Origin of the sequence: Streptomyces sp. NPDC001407 (genome assembly GCF_042895325.1) — a bacterium.
Classification (GTDB): Bacteria; Actinomycetota; Actinomycetes; order Streptomycetales; family Streptomycetaceae; genus Streptomyces.
In genome coordinates this window covers 23,688-38,843 of sequence record NZ_JBIAWF010000034.1, presented here as the reverse complement: position 1 = coordinate 38,843, position 15,156 = coordinate 23,688, and the positions used below count along the sequence as shown (strand labels likewise).

Annotated in this window: 16 protein-coding genes; 6 read left to right on the top strand and 10 right to left on the bottom strand. The window is 70.3% G+C overall.

Translation table 11 applies throughout. The features are described 5' to 3' along the window. Nucleotides 1-219: 219 nt before the first annotated feature. From ACFY1P_RS32155 to ACFY1P_RS32130, 6 genes are all read right to left on the bottom strand, one after another. Complete coding sequence (locus ACFY1P_RS32155; protein ID WP_390752612.1) at nt 220-777, bottom strand: class I SAM-dependent methyltransferase; 558 nt, start codon at nt 775-777, stop codon at nt 220-222. Nucleotides 778-922: 145 nt separating this feature from the next. Further along, nucleotides 923-1,552: a hypothetical protein gene (locus ACFY1P_RS32150; RefSeq protein WP_361526354.1), complete on the bottom strand. Its 630-nt coding sequence runs from the start codon at nt 1,550-1,552 to the stop codon at nt 923-925. A 61-nt stretch (nt 1,553-1,613) separates the two neighbouring features. Continuing rightward, entirely contained in the window at nt 1,614-2,465 is an 852-nt protein-coding gene (locus tag ACFY1P_RS32145; protein ID WP_361526357.1) for a helix-turn-helix transcriptional regulator, read from the bottom strand. Nucleotides 2,466-2,493: 28 nt separating this feature from the next. After that, nucleotides 2,494-3,024 (bottom strand): DUF6879 family protein, encoded by a 531-nt coding sequence (locus ACFY1P_RS32140; protein WP_361526359.1) that lies wholly within the window; start codon nt 3,022-3,024, stop codon nt 2,494-2,496. 418 nt (nt 3,025-3,442) lie between these two features. Further along, nucleotides 3,443-3,721, bottom strand: a complete 279-nt coding sequence (locus ACFY1P_RS32135) for a DUF397 domain-containing protein (protein WP_390752611.1) — start codon at nt 3,719-3,721, stop codon at nt 3,443-3,445. Next, nucleotides 3,688-4,554 carry a Scr1 family TA system antitoxin-like transcriptional regulator gene (locus ACFY1P_RS32130; RefSeq protein WP_390752610.1) on the bottom strand — a complete coding sequence of 289 codons (867 nt, stop codon included), beginning with the start codon at nt 4,552-4,554 and terminating at the stop codon, nt 3,688-3,690. Before ACFY1P_RS32130 ends, ACFY1P_RS32135 begins: the two co-directional genes overlap by 34 nt. 175 nt (nt 4,555-4,729) lie before the next feature. Here ACFY1P_RS32130 and ACFY1P_RS32125 point away from each other — a divergent pair, with 175 nt between their 5' ends. Continuing rightward, entirely contained in the window at nt 4,730-5,128 is a 399-nt protein-coding gene (locus ACFY1P_RS32125; RefSeq protein ID WP_361526364.1) for a DUF6415 family natural product biosynthesis protein, read from the top strand. Continuing rightward, nucleotides 5,122-5,313: a hypothetical protein gene (locus tag ACFY1P_RS32120; RefSeq protein WP_390752609.1), complete on the top strand. Its 192-nt coding sequence runs from the start codon at nt 5,122-5,124 to the stop codon at nt 5,311-5,313. Before ACFY1P_RS32125 ends, ACFY1P_RS32120 begins: the two co-directional genes overlap by 7 nt. Nucleotide 5,314: 1 nt before the next feature. Here ACFY1P_RS32120 and ACFY1P_RS32115 read toward each other — a convergent pair whose 3' ends face one another. The 3 genes from ACFY1P_RS32115 to ACFY1P_RS32105 all read right to left on the bottom strand — a co-directional run bounded on the left by ACFY1P_RS32115 (nt 5,315) and on the right by ACFY1P_RS32105 (nt 8,563). Further along, complete coding sequence (locus tag ACFY1P_RS32115) at nt 5,315-6,019, bottom strand: gamma-glutamyl-gamma-aminobutyrate hydrolase family protein (RefSeq protein WP_390752608.1); 705 nt, start codon at nt 6,017-6,019, stop codon at nt 5,315-5,317. A 25-nt stretch (nt 6,020-6,044) separates the two neighbouring features. Then, on the bottom strand, nt 6,045-7,502 hold the full coding sequence (gene eat / locus ACFY1P_RS32110) for an ethanolamine permease (RefSeq protein WP_390752607.1): 1,458 nt from the start codon (nt 7,500-7,502) through the stop codon (nt 6,045-6,047). Nucleotides 7,503-7,861: 359 nt separating this feature from the next. Beyond that, a complete protein-coding gene (locus tag ACFY1P_RS32105) occupies nt 7,862-8,563 on the bottom strand; it encodes a FadR/GntR family transcriptional regulator (RefSeq protein WP_390752606.1) in 702 nt (233 codons plus the stop codon). Nucleotides 8,564-8,637: 74 nt separating this feature from the next. Here ACFY1P_RS32105 and ACFY1P_RS32100 point away from each other — a divergent pair, with 74 nt between their 5' ends. The 4 genes from ACFY1P_RS32100 to ACFY1P_RS32085 all read left to right on the top strand — a co-directional run bounded on the left by ACFY1P_RS32100 (nt 8,638) and on the right by ACFY1P_RS32085 (nt 13,521). Next, the gene (locus ACFY1P_RS32100) at nt 8,638-10,005 is read left to right on the top strand and encodes a glutamine synthetase family protein (RefSeq protein ID WP_361534239.1); all 1,368 of its coding nucleotides are present in this window, start codon (nt 8,638-8,640) and stop codon (nt 10,003-10,005) included. A 4-nt stretch (nt 10,006-10,009) separates the two neighbouring features. Beyond that, nucleotides 10,010-11,377, top strand: coding sequence for an aldehyde dehydrogenase family protein (locus tag ACFY1P_RS32095; RefSeq protein WP_361534251.1), 1,368 nt, complete (start codon nt 10,010-10,012; stop codon nt 11,375-11,377). Further along, nucleotides 11,374-12,159, top strand: a complete 786-nt coding sequence (locus ACFY1P_RS32090; RefSeq protein ID WP_361534242.1) for a 3-oxoacyl-ACP reductase — start codon at nt 11,374-11,376, stop codon at nt 12,157-12,159. The genes ACFY1P_RS32095 and ACFY1P_RS32090 overlap by 4 nt, the downstream gene beginning before the upstream one ends. An 87-nt stretch (nt 12,160-12,246) precedes the next feature. Then, nucleotides 12,247-13,521 carry a haloacid dehalogenase-like hydrolase gene (locus tag ACFY1P_RS32085; protein ID WP_390752605.1) on the top strand — a complete coding sequence of 425 codons (1,275 nt, stop codon included), beginning with the start codon at nt 12,247-12,249 and terminating at the stop codon, nt 13,519-13,521. Nucleotides 13,522-13,900: 379 nt separating this feature from the next. On the opposite strand, the gene ACFY1P_RS32080 is transcribed toward ACFY1P_RS32085, so the two are convergent. Continuing rightward, a complete protein-coding gene (locus ACFY1P_RS32080) occupies nt 13,901-15,118 on the bottom strand; it encodes an alanine racemase (RefSeq protein ID WP_390752604.1) in 1,218 nt (405 codons plus the stop codon). Between the last annotated feature and the right edge of the window lie 38 nt (nt 15,119-15,156).

Sequence of the window (15,156 nt, the reverse complement as noted above, 5' to 3'; positions counted from 1 at the left end):
CCGTGCTGCTCACCGGTGTCGCTGGATCGCAATATGCAACCGGTTGGTCGCGATGCGAGTCGGTCGCGCCGGGCTTCCCGGTGGGACATGCTGCCGGCGGGCCGCGTCCCGGGGCGGCGTTCCAGGCATTGCGCGTTTGATCAGGCCAAGGCGGCGGCCTCCTGCGTTGCAGCGTCCCCAACTGTCGGCCTTTGGTGGGGGCTGGGGCGCCGACAGTGTCTACCGCCCGGCACGTACCAGAAGCGTGCCGCCGTTCTTCCCTTCCGGGGGGTCGATGACCTCGGCCGTGATGTTCGTGAAGCCCACCGCTGCCAGCCGGACGGCCCACTCCGCCCCCGTGTAGTCCCAGCGTGAGACGGCGCGCGCCTCGCGGAGCACGGCTCCTGGTTCCTGTCCGGGGCGGGGTGGCTTGTGGGAAAAGGCGAACGTTCCCCCTGGAGTCAGGCTTTCTCGTACCAGGGGCAGGAGTGTGGTCGGGTCGGTGAACCAGACGGGTCCGAAGATGGACACCACCACATCGAAAGCCCGGGGGCGGCCCGCCAGGAATGCCGTCACTTCGGCCGTGTGGAAGGTGAGGCCGGGGAGGTCTCCCCACCGGTCGCGCGCCTTGGCGGTCCGTGTCGGCGAGAGGTCCACGCCGACGCATTCAGCGCCGAGGGTGGCGAGATGGGCGAGGTTGCAGCCGGTACCGCATCCGAGCTCGAGCACTCGGCGGCCTTTCACGGGGCCGAGCAGGGATTCGTCGGGGCCGTGATCCGGGTACTGGGTCCAGTTCAACCACGTTGAATCCCCGGCGGCGTTCAGGGCCCTTCTGGGCGCTCTGCCTGCCGCGTACCGCTCCCATGCTGCGGTGACTGCTTCCATGCGGTTCCTCTCACGGGCGATGGCCCCTCCAGGCTCGAAGGGGCCATCGGTCTCGCTGCTACTTGCCGCCTACCGGGCTATCGCTGCATCCGTCGTGGCACTGGGAACAGTCCGATGCCGTGGCGTTCCACAGTTCGTGGTCGATGTTGAAGCCTGCTGCCTTGATGGCTTGGACGGTTTCCCGGAGGGAGGGCGGTCGGCCGCTCTTCTGCTGGGGGAGGTACGGGACGTGGTGAATGTAGTGTCCGGCGATCGCATGGCAGAACGACGTGTAGTTGATGGTGTCGAGCACGAACGAGTGAAGACCGAGGTCCACGCTCGGGGTGGGCCCCATACGGACGTCGGGGCGCTCGGTGGAGGTGACCAGGTAGGCAATGGTCTGGCCGAAGGTGCGCTCGGCGGTTTCCTGGTCCATTTCGTGGTCGCGCATGATGAGCCGTACTTCGCGCTCCCAGACTTCGGGGGCGACACAGGTTCGAGGTTCCCTGAGCTTGACGGCTGTTGCCACCGTTCTCCCTTTCTCTCGGTGGAGCCGGACGACCGTGAGGCTGACCTTGGGGGTGGTGCGCTTGGGACCCGTCCGGTCGCCGACCGTCATACAGGTGGTCGGGCGAACGCCATCGGCTTTCTTCTTGCCTGCCAGGAAGGCGTCGGCTTGCTGTACGACTGCTTCGGTGACCGTGGGCATGAGAAGACGCTAGAGACCAACAGGCAGCGGGAGCCAAGGTCTTGCGATTTCTTGCGCAGTTTCACCCCAGGGCTTCGATGGCCGCTGTGATCATTGCTCGGGCACGTGCGCCGTAGACGGCCATGCCGGACAGTTCGTGGAACGCCTTGGCGTAGTCGGCGATCTCGCGTGGCTGTACCACGTTGATCTTGGCTGTCAGGTTCTCGACCGCGACCCGTCGGCCATCGAACAAATAGAACGCTTCGAGCGGCCACAGCTTCCGCTGACCTGCGGAGGGAATCACCCCCAGCGATACCGACGCCAGCGGCATCAGCGAGAGAAGGTGCCTGAGTTGGCCGGCCATCGTCTCGGCGTCGCCGATCTGACTTCGGAGGACCCATTCCTCGATCAGGACGGCAAAGCGGTGCCCGCCCTCATATATGAGACGGCTCCGGTCCATCCGGGCTGGTACGGCCTCGGCGACATCGTCGGGGGTCTGATGGAAGTCGGTCATCGACCGCATGAGGGCCGTGGCGTACGCGGGGGTCTGGAAGAAGCCCGGGATCACGTTGGAGACGTAGATCCGGAACAGCGAGGTCTGTTCGTAGCCGCTGATCAGCCGTTCTTGCGCCTGCCGCAGTCCTGTCCGGTGGCTCCTGCGCCATTCGACATACATGGAGTCGGCCGCTCGGGCGGACGCAATCAGGTCGGCTGCTTGTTCCTCCGCCCCGCAGGCGGCACACCAAGCCCGGATGTCGGCATCGGTGGGCGTGGCCTTGCCGTTCTGGATGCGACTCGTCTTGGCCTCGTGCCACCCACATCGGACTGACAGCTCCGCACCTGTGATGCCGACGTCCTTACGGATATCGGCCAACCGGTCGGCGAGAGCTTTCCTTGCCGCCGCGACGCTGGACGATGGGGACGACGATGACATGAGCCGGCAGTCCGATGGTGGCGTGTGGTCAGACCTTGTACTCCTCGTGAGGGATGCCACGCTCCCACACTGCTTCGAACGCCGAGGCGCACAGGCCGACCACAGCCGGGTCCTCGGTCATCTCGAACCGGGGGTCCGCCCAGTCCCCGTCACCCGTGAAGATGTTGAACCGCACGAGACGACCGTCGAACAGCCAGAAGTCGGCTCCCGGCAACGCGATGTCGAGCGCCTTCCGCCTGGGCAGCCAACGGACCTGCTCGCCTGCGGCCAGGTTCACCGAGGTGCTGGCGTGCTCGTATCGGATGTACTCGCTCGCCGGCTCCGAGACGATGCGCGCTCGGCGCATGACCACCCCACGGGCGATCGCATCACGTACCAGCGGCACCCAGCCCGACCAGCCCTCGGAGTCCGGGTCGAGGTCCACTTCGCTAGTGCGCTTCCAGTGCTCGAACTCCTCGGCTTCGCCGGCGACGCCGTAGGTGTCACGCATCTCCAGGTGGACGGCTGTCCGCTGCGCGCTTCTGAGCAGCGTCGGAAAGTCCGGCACGTTCTGCGGCATCGCACGCCTTCCTCAAGATCGGCACCATGCGTGTCGGTAGGGAGATCACTGACTCGTGCGCAGGAATCCCCACCGCGTGGCCGGGTATCCACTCGATGCTGCCGATGACCTCCGTGAGAGCGTCGTCAGCGGTCTCGCCTTGGATGATGATCTTCTGCTGCTCGTGGTGCACCCAGACCGTAGCGGATCCCTCCTCTTTCGTCTCGGGATCCATCCCCATGAAATCTAGTGGCATGGCGATCTCCTGTGTCCACCGGCTTGCGCTCGATTGCATGACCGTCGGCCCTACGCGCTGCCTCGGTCAAGAGGGCGTGCGGTGCTCAGCGGACCGACCCGCCTGATCACGGGGGCTGGGCTGCGGCCTGCACGCTGATCCGCGCCCTCCGGGCGTAGCCCCGTGAGGCGGTGGGTCCTGGCGTTACGGGGTCAGGTCGCCGTTCGTGGTGGCGATGGCGGTGATGAAGGTGGCCCAGGCGGCGGTGGGTGGGGTTATGGCGGGGCCGTGGGGGTTCTTGCTGTCGCGTATGGGCACGATGCCGGGGAATTGACGGTCGGCGACCTCGACGCAGGCGTTTTCGTTGAGGCTGCGGCTGCTCTTGCGCCACACCGCGATCTCGACACAGCCGCCGCTGTCAACGCTGTAGGAGCTCTTGTGCCAAGTCGCTATGGACGGGTGGTCATGCCAAGTGATGGGCACGGGTATTTCTCCTCAAGTGCCTTGCGAATCACCGTGATTGACTCGCTCTGAGTCAGGGCTTCATGCCAAATGTAGTCGTACAAGACTGAATACTCGGCGGCGTCTGCCGCGTTGGTGATGTAGATGCCCTGGGTCAGCCCTGTCCGATAGACGACCCTGCGGCCGCCCTTGAAGGTCATGATCTGGGTCAGGCCGAGATCGGGGGTGAGTACGTTGGCGGCGGATGGAAGCAGCCTCAGTTCGACGTTGGCGCGGGTCATCCTGTCGAGCATGTAGAGAAGCTGGCCCCGCATGAGCTCGGCGTCGCCGACGGGGCGGTCCAGGGCCGACTGGGCAATGACCGCTCTGAACAACGGCGGGTCCGGGCGGTCGAGAACGGCGCGCCTGCGCTGGCGGTACGCCACCTTCTCATCCAGGATTCCGCCGTAGCGGTCCATGCCCAGCTGGAGAATCGCCCGGATGTAGTCGTCGGTTTGCAGCAGCGCGGGCAACGTGCTGGCGAGGTGGTGGATCTCGATGGCCTTCGACTCGTGGGCGAAGTATTTCGCGACCCATTTAGCCGAAGGGTCATCGTTGAGTTGGTCCCATGCCTCGAATAACGTGCCGCCGGCTTCGAGGGCGTGATCCAACGCTTCCGCGACCTCCCGGACGGGAAGTGCGTGGCCGTTCTCGAACTTCGAGATCGCGGTGTTCGACAGCCTGATGGCCTGGCCGAGATCGGCCTGGGACCAGCCCTTGGCTTCCCGGAGGGAGCGGATTACCACTCCGAGCCGGGCGATATGTGACCGCGACGGATCCAGCCGTGTAGGCGCGGGCATAGGTGCAACCCCCATTTGAATCTCCGCAGAGACAAGCCCTCAACCGGCCTGAGCATAGGCGGCCCGGCAGATACTTGGAACCGGAACCGAGAGCCCAACTCCCGGTGTTTGACGCTGTGTTCGAATCTTCAGCGTTGTGATGCCCGCCCTGCGTCGCCGCACACGTATGTTCCCGAGGAGCCACCCCGCCATGCCCGTCTGCCCCGGTACCGCCGTCACCCCCGTAGGACGTCCCGACTCACCCCGACCCGACAGCGACGAGCACATCGGGTCGGTGATCCGCATGATTCTGGGCGCCCCCAGTCACATCTCCCCGCCCGTCGGCACCGTGTCCTCGTCCACCGTCATCCTCCGCGCGTACATCAAGGAGACGGCCGTCGCCGTCCAGACCGCCGCCGGTGCCCTGCCCGCCGAAGACCCGCGCCGAGGGGCCGCCGAGCGGAGTGCGGCGGAAGCGCTGCATCGGGTCACTGCCCTCGGGCCCGGCAGTGGGTTGCGGTCCGCCTTCGACCACGCGCGGGGCCTGGCTCGGGCCGCGCAGGAGCTGCGCGAACACCGAGCGCTGCTGGACGGGGGTCAGCCGTGCTGAACCCCGTCGTCTCCCTGCCGCATTCGAGCGGGCCGCGCAGTGCGCCGCGTCGGTGCGAGGAGTGCCGCCGCCTGGAAGGCGAGGGGCGGCGCGCCCTGCTCGCCGACGAGCTCGACGCGCTGGAGGCCAACAACAGGCGGCACCGCCTGCACTACGTGACCGTTCATCTCCGCCCGAGCGGCTGACTCAGCCTGTCGCCGCAGCCACCAGCCCCCGCGCCACCCGCAGGTCCGGCCGTACCTCCGGGTGCCACTGGACGCCCACGGCGAACGCCGCGCCCTCGTACTCCAGCGCCTCCACCGTGCCGTCCTCCGCGTACGCCGTCGGCAGCAGCCCCTTGCCGAGGCGGTCGACGCTCTGGTGGTGGTGGGTCGCCACGTCGCACGCCTCGGGGATCAGCCGGCCCAGTCGGGTCGACGGCACCGGTTTGATCACGTGGTCGCTGAAGATGCCCACGACGGGGTTGTGGCCCTCGTGGCCGACCATGTCCGGCAGGTGCTGATCGAGCGTGCCCCCGGCCTGGACGTTCATCAGCTGCATGCCCCGGCAGATGCCGAGCACGGGCAGGTCCTGCCGCAACGCCGCGTTGAGCAGGGCGAGTTCCCAGCGGTCGCGTTCCGGGACGGGAGTGCCCGCGCGGGGGTGCGGCTCCTGTCCGTACAGCGCCGGATCGAGGTCGTCGCCGCCCGCGAGGACCAGGCCGTCCAGGCGCCGGACCACCGCGGCGGCCGTCGCGGGGTCGCCGGGCGGCAGCAGCACGGTCATGGCGCCGGCGCCCTGGAAGTGTTCGAGGTAGGTGGTGTGCAGCACGGCCGCCTGAGTGTCCCAGGCGGCACCCCAACGGGCGCGGGCGAGATAGGTGCTGATGCCGATCAGCGGCTGAGTGCTCATGTGCTCCTGGTCCTTTCGACGTGGGTCATTCTCGTGCCAGCTCCGCCTCCGCCGCGGCGAGCGCCGCGAACTCCTCCTCCGGGGCGCTCGCGACCAGCCGGTGCCTGCTGTAGAGGGCGAAGTACGCGGCGGCGACCGCGTACACACCCAGCGCGATCAGCGCGGCCGCCGTGTCCACGAGGAACGTCGCCACCAGGGCCGCGCACGCGAGCACGAAGGCCACCGCCGAGGTCACCACGCCGCCCGGCGTGCGGTACGGCCGCTCCAGCCCCGGCTCGCGGCGGCGCAGCACGACGTGGGAGAGGGACATCAGGGCGTACGAGATCGTGGCGCCGAACACCGCGACGTTGAGCATGCGCGCGCCGTCGCCGGTCGCGGCCGCGAGCGTGAAGCCGAGCGCGCCGGGGACCAGCAGCCCGAGGTAGGGGGCCTTGCGGCGGCTGGTGAGGGAGAGGAGGCGGGGGAGGTAGCCGGCGCGGGAGAGGGCGAAGAGCTGCCGGGATCCGGCGTAGATGAGGGAGAAGAAGGAGGCCACCAGGCCCGCGAGGCCCGCGTAGTTGACGACGCGGCCGAGCGCGGTCGGGTGCCCGTCGCTCTGGAGGGCCGCGACCAGCGGATTGCCCGCGTCCTTCATCGCGTCGGCGCCGCCCGCGCCGGTCGCGGCGAGGAAGGTGCCGAGGGCCAGGACGAGCAGGATGCCCATGGAGGTGGCCATCGCCTTCGGCAGCGAGCGCGCCGGGTCCTTCGTCTCCTCGGCGGCCAGCGGCACGCCCTCGACGCCGAGGAAGAACCACATGCCGAACGGGAACGACGCCCAGATGCCCAGCACCCCGAACGGCAGCCACGACGAGGCGCCGAAGGCGCCGTGGTCGACGGGGATGTCGTGCAGCCGTCCCGCGTCGAAGTCCGTGAACGCCCCCACCGCGAAGATCAGCAGCGCGGCGACCGCTATCCCCGTCACGACGAAGCTGAACTTCAGCGCCTCGCCCACGCCCCACAGGTGGATGCCGATGAAGACGACGAAGCAGGCCAGATAGACCGGCCAGGAGGAGGTGAGCCCGAAGAGGTGCAGCGACTCGACGTAGTCGCCGATGAAGACGGAGATCGCGGCCGGCGCGAGGACGTATTCGATGAGGATCGCCGTGCCGGTGAGGAAGCCGCCCCAGGGGCCCAGCGCGCGGCGCGCGAAGCCGTAGCCGCCACCGGCGGTGGGGAGCACGGAGGCGAGCTCCGCCAGCGCGAAGACCATGCACGTGTACATGAGGCCCATGAGCGCGGCCGCGACGGCGAGCCCGCCGAAACCGCCGTGCGCCAGGCCGAAGTTCCAGCCGGAGTAGTCGCCGGAGACGACGTAGGCGACGCCGAGCCCGGTGAGGAGGAGGGGGCCGGCGGTGCCTCTGCGCAGGGTGCGCTTTTCCATGTAGGCGGTGGGGGTTGGGTGGGCGGTGGGTGGGGCGGGGGGTGTCTCCGTACGATCGGACATGGCCGCTCCTGCCCTTGGTGGGGGGTAAAGGTTTTGCCGCATACCTTTGCTGTCGCGTGGCGGGTATGGCAACCCTCTTGCGTAAAAGGCTGGTTACGGGCTTCCGGGCGGTGTCGCCTGCGGCGGGCTTGCTCCCCAGCCCCGCCCCTTCCCGAAACTGGGGGAGACCCCCAGACCCCCAGCGCCCTGCGGGCGCGTCCTCAAACGCCGGACGGGCTGAATTGCGCGGACCATAGCCGGCACATTCAGCCCGTCCGGCGTTTGAGGACAGGGGGTCTGGGGGCTTGCCCCCAGTTCGGGAAGGGGCGGGTAGGGGAAAAAGCCCGCCGCAGGCGCGCCGGTCCGGGGCCGCGCCCCGGCTACGACAGGAACCCCCGCAACAACGCCGCCGTCCCGCAGCAATGTTCGCGCATCACCTCGCGCGCCGCCTCCGCCTCGCCGGACAGGATCGCCTCGACCAGCGCCGTGTGCTGAAGCTGGGAGTGTTCGAGGTTGCGGACCAGCAGCGGGATGCGGTCGAGCAGGTCGTTGACCGTCGCCCGTACCGCCGCGTACTGCGCGGCGAGCGTCGGGGAGCCCGAGAGTTCCGCCAGGGTCAGGTGGAAGAGCGTGTCGAGGCGGCGGTATTCGCTCAGGGGCGCGTCGTGTGTGGCATCGAGGGCCGCCCGTAGCCGGGCGGCCTGTTCCTCGTCCAGGCCGTGGGCCGCGCACAGGCCCGCCGCGCCCGTCTCCAGCACCTCGCGGAAGCGCAGGGTGTCCTCGACGTCGACCTCCACCTGCGGCAGGGCCGCCGTGCGGGCGCGTACGAACGTCCCCCCGTACCGCCCGCGCCGGCTCTCCACCATGCCCTGCTCCTGAAGCACCTTCAGTACCTCGCGCAGCGTGACCCGGCTGATCCGCAGCCGCTCGGCCAACTCGCGTTCGGAGGGAAGCCGTTCCCCCTCCGGCACCAGCCCCAGGCGGACGATCTGGAGTATCTGCTCCAGCGCCTCCTCGAAACCGCTGCCCGCGCGGACCGGCCGCAGCACCGGCGCCAGCCGGTCCGCCGAACTCCCGTCCATGGACCCCCCTTCCCAATCAATGGTCTACCGGCCTACCTTAAGACCTCCCGGTCGGACCGACAGGAGGCAACACCGTGGCAGACCGCACGCCCCCGCTCGCCGTCGAGGAGCTGCGCAGGCTCGTGGACGCCGGGGAGATCGACACCGTCGTCCTCGCCTTCACCGACATGCAGGGAAGGCTCCAGGGCAAGCGGTTCGCCGCCCCGTACTTCCTCCAGCAGGTCCTCGACCACGGCACCGAGGGCTGCAACTACCTCCTCGCCGTGGACGTCGACCTCAACACCGTGCCCGGCTACGCCATGTCGTCGTGGGAGCGCGGCTACGGCGACTTCGCCATGCACGCCGACACCGCCACCCTGCGCCGCGCCCCCTGGCACCCCGGCACCGCGCTCGTCACCGCCGACCTCGCCTGGCACGACGGCTCGCCCGTCCTCGCCTCCCCGCGGCAGATCCTGCGCGGCCAGCTCGACCGGCTCGCCGAGCACGGCTGGAGCGCGTACGCGGGCACCGAGCTGGAGTTCATGGTCTTCAAGGACACCTACGAGGAGGCCTGGGGCCGCGCCTACCGCGGCATGACCCCCGCCAACCAGTACAACGGCGACTACTCCGTCCTCGGCACCGGCCGCGTCGAACCGCTGCTGCGCCGCATCCGCAACGAGATGGCCGGCGCCGGGCTCACCGTGGAGTCCGCCAAGGGCGAGTGCAATCTCGGCCAGCACGAGATCGTGTTCGTCTACGACGAGGCGCTCACCACCTGCGACCAGCACTCCGTCTACAAGACGGGCGCCAAGGAGATCGCCGCCCAGGAGGGCATGGCGCTCACCTTCATGGCGAAGTACGACGAGCGCGAGGGCAATTCCTGCCACATCCACCTCTCGCTGCGCGACGAGGCCGGGCGGCCCGTGCTCGCCGATGACGACGGCCCGTACGGCATGTCGAGAACGATGCGGCACTTCCTCGCCGGACAGCTCGCCGCGCTGCGGGACTTCACCCTCCTCTACGCGCCGAACATCAACTCCTACAAGCGCTTCCGCCCCGGCTCCTTCGCCCCCACCGCCGTCGCCTGGGGACCGGACAACCGCACCTGCGCCCTGCGCGTCGTCGGCCACGGCCCCTCGCACCGCTTCGAGAACCGCCTGCCCGGCGGCGACGTGAACCCTTACCTCGCCGTCGCGGGCATGGTCGCCGCCGGCCTCCACGGCATCGAGCAGGAGCTGGAACTGCCCGAGCCCTGTACGGGCAACGCCTACGCCGCCGACGCCGCCCACGTGCCGACGACGCTGCGCGAGGCGGCGGACCTGTGGGAGGCGAGCCCCATAGCGCGGGCCGCCTTCGGCGACGAAGTCGTCGAGCACTACCTCCACATGGCACGCGTCGAGCAGCAGGCGTACGACGCGGCTGTCACGGACTGGGAGCGGTTCCGTTCCTTCGAGCGCATGTAAGGACATCGCGTTGCACGAGATCATCAACCCCGCGACCGAAGAGACCGTCGCCACCGTCCCCGCCTCCACACCGCGTGACGTCGACGCCGCCGTCACGCGGGCCGCGCGGGCGCAGGCAGGCTGGTCGGCCCTCGCCCCCGGAGACCGCGCCCGCCACCTGCGCCGCTTCGCCGCCACGGTCGACGCCCACTTGGAGGAGCTGGCCCTGCTGGAGGTCCGCGAGGCCGGGCACCCCATCGGCAACGCCCGCTGGGAGGCGGGCAACGCCCGCGACCTGCTCGACTACGCGGCCTCCGGCGTCGAACGCCTCACCGGCAGCCAGATCCCCGTCGCCGGGGGCCTGAACGTCACCTTCCACGAACCGCTCGGCGTCGTCGCCGTCATCGCCCCGTGGAACTTCCCCATGCCCATCGCCGCCTGGGGCCTCGCCCCCGCGCTCGCGGCGGGCAACGCCGTCCTCCTCAAGCCCGCCGAGACCACCCCGCTCACCGCGCTCCGGCTCGCCGAACTCGCCCTGGAATCGGGCCTTCCCGAGGGCCTCTTCCAGGTGCTCCCCGGCGACGGGCCCGTCGCGGGCAACGCGCTGGTCGAGCACCCCGGCGTCGCCAAGGTCGTCTTCACCGGCTCCACCGCCGTCGGCAAGCAGATCATGGCCAAGTGCGCCGCCGGCGTGAAGCGCGTGACCCTCGAACTCGGCGGCAAGAGCCCCAACATCGTCTTCGCCGACGCCGACATCGAGCGCGCCGCCGCGGCCGCCCCCGGCTCCTTCCTCGACAACACCGGCCAGGACTGCTGCGCCCGCAGCCGCATCCTCGTCCAGCGCGGTGTCTACGACCGCTTCATGGAACTGCTGGAGCCCGCCGTGCTCGCCTTCACCGTGGGCGACCCGACGGACCCCGCCACGCAGATGGGCCCGCTGATCTCCGCCGTGCACCGGGAGCGCGTACGGTCCTACGTCCGCGAGGACGCCCCGGCCGCCATCCGCGGCGAGGCCCCCGCGGGCAAGGGCTTCTGGTATCCCGCCACCGTGCTGGAGTCCGCGCCGGACGACCGCCTGGCCGCGGAGGAGATCTTCGGCCCGGTCGCCGTCGTCATCCCCTTCGAGGACGAGGCCGACGCCGTACGGATCGCCAACGCCACCGACTACGGGCTCTCCGGGTCCATCTGGACCCGCGACGTCGGCCGGGCGATCCGCGTCTCCCGCGCCGTCGCGGCGGGCAACCTCTCCGTCAACTCCCACAGCAGCGTGCGGTACTGGACGCCGTTCGGGGGATTCAAGCAGTCCGGCCTGGGCCGCGAGCTCGGCCCCGGCGCCCTCGCGGCGTTCACCGAGACCAAGAACGTGTTCATCAGCACCGAGGAGACCAAGTGACCGACCAGAACCCCGTCTGCCGCCGCCTCGTCGGACGCACGGCCGTGATCACCGGAGCCGGCAGCGGCATCGGCCTGGCCACCGCTCGGCGGCTCGCCTCCGAGGGCGCGCACGTCGTCTGCGCGGACATCTCCGAGAGCGCGGGCAAGGCCGCCGCCGAGGAGGTCGGCGGGCTCTTCGTGCAGGTCGACGTCACCGACCCCGAGCAGGTCGAGGCGCTCTTCAGGACCGCGTACGACACCTACGGCTCGGTCGACGTCGCCTTCAACAACGCCGGGATCTCCCCGCCCGACGACGACTCCATCCTCACCACCGGGCTCGACGCCTGGAAGCGCGTCCAGGAGGTCAACCTCACCTCCGTCTATCTCTGCTGCAAGGCCGCGCTGCCCTATATGCAGCGGCAGGGCAAGGGCTCCATCATCAACACCGCCTCCTTCGTGGCCGTGATGGGCGCCGCCACCTCGCAGATCAGCTACACCGCCTCCAAGGGCGGCGTGCTCGCCATGTCCCGCGAGCTGGGCGTGCAGTTCGCCCGCGAGGGCATCCGCGTCAACGCCCTGTGCCCGGGGCCGGTGAACACCCCGCTGCTGAAGGAGCTCTTCGCCAAGGACCCGGAGCGCGCCGCCCGCCGGCTGGTGCACGTGCCCGTGGGCCGGTTCGCCGAGCCCGAGGAGATCGCCGCCGCCGTCGCCTTCCTCGCCAGCGACGACTCCTCCTTCGTCAACGCCGCCGAGTTCCTCGTGGACGGCGGCATCGCGGGGGCCTATGTAACGCCGCTGTAAAGTCCATGATCGAACGACGGGGCCGGGCCGCTCTTCCCGCGGTCCGGTCCCGTCGCGTGTCCTGCCCCCACGTACGTAAGAGAACGCATGCGCAAGAAGCCCGCCATCGTCGTCGGCCTCCTGGCCGCCGCGGCCCTCGTCTCCTCGGTGCCCGCCCAGGCCGCGCCCGCCCACGCGGGCCGCCCGGCCGCGAAGTGCCCCCAGCTCTCCACGGAGCTCACCTGGTTCGGCGACAACCGCGCCAAGCTCCAGAAGATGATCGACGAGCGGGGCACCTGCTCCGGCAAGGGCGGCCCCCGCCCCGTCGCCGCCTTCGACTGGGACAACACCGTCGTCAAGAACGACATCACCGACGCCACGCTCGCCTGGGCCCTGAACCACGACAAGATCCTGCGGCCCAAGAGCTGGCGCGACACCTCCGCGTGGCTGACCCCGGCCGCCGACCGCGCCCTGACCAAGGCGTGCGGCACCGCCGTGCCCGCCGGCCGCCCGCTGCCCACCTCGAAGAACACCGCCTGCGCCGACGAGATCTTCGAGATCCGCGAGAAGTCGCAGACCATGGGCGGCGAGACCGCCTTCGCGGGCGAGTGGAACCACCGCCGCACCGTGCCCGCCTACGCCTGGATACCCCAGCTCTTCGCCGGCCGGACCCCCGCCACCCTCACCGCGTACGCCAGGCAGGCACGCGCCGAGCAGCTCGCCGCGCCCGTCGGCCGCAAGCAGACCGTGGGCACGCACAGCATCGCCGGCTACATCCGCTACTACGACCAGCAGAAGGACCTGATCCGCACGCTCAAGGCCGCGGGCTTCGACGTCTACATCGTCTCCGCCTCCTCCGAGCCGATCGCCGAGGCATGGTCGGGCGGCGTCGGTCTCGACCGTGAGCACACCATCGGCATCCGCAACGTCCTCGACCGCCACGGCCGACTCACCACCGGCATCAAGGGCTGCGGCGGCGTCGCGGACGGCCCCGGCGGGGCCCTGCCGTACATGGACGGCAAGCGCTGCATGATCAACCAGGAGATCTTCAAGATCAAGGGCGCGGCCGCCTGGAAGCAGCAGGACCCGGCGCACCGCATCGCCCTCGGCGCGGGCGACGCGGACACCGACGTGACCTTCGTGAACGACGCCACCGGCGCCCACGTCGCGATCAACCGCAACAAGGCCGAGCTGATGTGCCGCGCCTTCGACGACGCGGACGGCCGCTGGGTCGCCAACCCGATGTTCATCGACCCGATGCCGCGCAAGTCAGGCACCTACCCCTGCGCCACCACCGGCGCCACGAACGCCGACGGCAGCCACGCGCCTGTGCGGCGGGCGGATGGATCGGTCATTCCGGATCAGGCGGATCTGGCGTCCTAGCCGACGGCTGGTCGTGGCGGGGCTTTGTTCCCCAGTCCCGCCCCTTCCCGGCTGCGTCTGATGCGCGGCTCCGCCGCGGCCGGGGCTCCGCCCCGGACCCGTGCCCGGGTGCGGGCCGGGGGCTTTGTTCCCCAGTCCCGCCCCTTCCCGAGACCGGGGAGACCCCGGACCCCAACCCGGCTTCGCCGAGTGTCCTCAAACGCCGGACGGGCTGAATTGCGCACTCACATCAGCCAAAATCAGCCGGTCCGGCGATTGAGGCCGCGCCCGCAGGGCGCTCTCCGCCGTAGGCGGCAACGGACCCGCAGCCGGGGGTCTGGGGCGCGAGCCCCAGTTTCGGGAAGGGGCGGGACTGGGGAAAAACAGCAGGCCGCCGCGGTCACAGGAACGTGCGGCCCTCGCCCCGATACGTCGGGACCGTCCCCGTGATCCGGTCGCCGTCGATCAGGCTCAGCACGTCGAAGCGCTCGCACAGCTCGCCCGCCTTCGCGTGACGGAACCACACCTTGTCGCCCACCAGCAGGTCGTCGGCCGGGTGACCGAGCAACGGCGTCTGCACCTCGCCCGCGCCCTCGCGCGCGTCGAGGCGCAGGCCGGCCGGGAGATGGGGCACGGGCAGCCGGTCGCGGCCCGCCGCGCCCGACGCCACGTAGCCGCCACCGGCCACGGTCACCACACCCACCCCCGGCCGCCGCACCACCGGCAGCGCGAACAGCGCCGCCGGGCGGCCCCGGAACGAGCTGTAGTGGTCGAAAAGCCCCGGTACGAACAGCCCCGAGCCCGCGGCCACCTCCGTCACCGCGTCCTCCGCCACCGTGGACTCCACGCTCCCCGTGCCACCGCCGTTGACGAACTCCAGCTCCGCCACCGCCCGTACGGCCCGCACCGCCTCCGCCCGGCGCGCCGCGAGCTGCTCGCGGGCCACCGACTGCATCAGCCGCACCGCCCGGGACCGCAGCGGCCGGCCCGCCACCGCGTCGCCCACGCCCGCCACGTGCGCCTCGTACGCCATCAGCCCCACCAGCCGGAAGCCGGGCCGCCGGTCGATCGCCCGCGCCACCTCCGCCAGCCGCACCGGATCGCGCAACGGCGAACGCAGCGCGCCGATCCGCACCCGGCCGCCCAGCAGCCGCAGCGACGTGTCCATCTCCAGACAGACCCGGACCTCCTCGGACCGCCCGTTTCCGGCACGCGCCGCGTCGATCAGCGCGAGCTGCGCCGGATCGTCCACCACCACCGTGACCGCGGCCGCCAGCTTGGGATCCGACGTCAGCTCGGCGAAGCCCGCCCGGTCCGCCGACGGATAAGCCAGCAGGACGTCCGGGAACCCCGACCGCGCCAGCCACAGCGACTCCGTGAGCGAATAGCTCATCACCCCCGAGAACCCCTCGCGCGCCAGCACCCGCTCCAACAGGGCCCGGCAGCGCACCGACTTGCTCGCCACCCGCACCGGCTTGCCGCCCGCCCGGCGCACGAGATCCCGGGCGTTGGCGTCGAAGGCCCGGAGGTCGACCACCGCCAACGGCGCGTCGAGAGTGGCGGTGGCCCGGTCGTAACGGGCCCGATCGGCGGGGGAACCGGCGATACGAGGCGACATGCGCGCAGCTTGCCAGAGGGAGTTCGCCCCTGAACAGG

Bases quoted from the DNA above. Each gene is read 5' to 3' on its own strand.
- ACFY1P_RS32150 (WP_361526354.1), bottom strand. From the start codon at position 1,552: ATGCCCACGGTCACCGAAGCAGTCGTACAGCAAGCCGACGCCTTCCTG.
- ACFY1P_RS32145 (WP_361526357.1), bottom strand. From the start codon at position 2,465: ATGTCATCGTCGTCCCCATCGTCCAGCGTCGCGGCGGCAAGGAAAGCT.
- ACFY1P_RS32140 (WP_361526359.1), bottom strand. From the start codon at position 3,024: ATGCCGCAGAACGTGCCGGACTTTCCGACGCTGCTCAGAAGCGCGCAG.
- ACFY1P_RS32130 (WP_390752610.1), bottom strand. From the start codon at position 4,554: ATGGGGGTTGCACCTATGCCCGCGCCTACACGGCTGGATCCGTCGCGG.
- ACFY1P_RS32125 (WP_361526364.1), top strand. From the start codon at position 4,730: ATGCCCGTCTGCCCCGGTACCGCCGTCACCCCCGTAGGACGTCCCGAC.
- ACFY1P_RS32115 (WP_390752608.1), bottom strand. From the start codon at position 6,019: ATGAGCACTCAGCCGCTGATCGGCATCAGCACCTATCTCGCCCGCGCC.
- eat (WP_390752607.1), bottom strand. From the start codon at position 7,502: ATGTCCGATCGTACGGAGACACCCCCCGCCCCACCCACCGCCCACCCA.
- ACFY1P_RS32105 (WP_390752606.1), bottom strand. From the start codon at position 8,563: ATGGACGGGAGTTCGGCGGACCGGCTGGCGCCGGTGCTGCGGCCGGTC.
- ACFY1P_RS32085 (WP_390752605.1), top strand. From the start codon at position 12,247: ATGCGCAAGAAGCCCGCCATCGTCGTCGGCCTCCTGGCCGCCGCGGCC.
- ACFY1P_RS32080 (WP_390752604.1), bottom strand. From the start codon at position 15,118: ATGTCGCCTCGTATCGCCGGTTCCCCCGCCGATCGGGCCCGTTACGAC.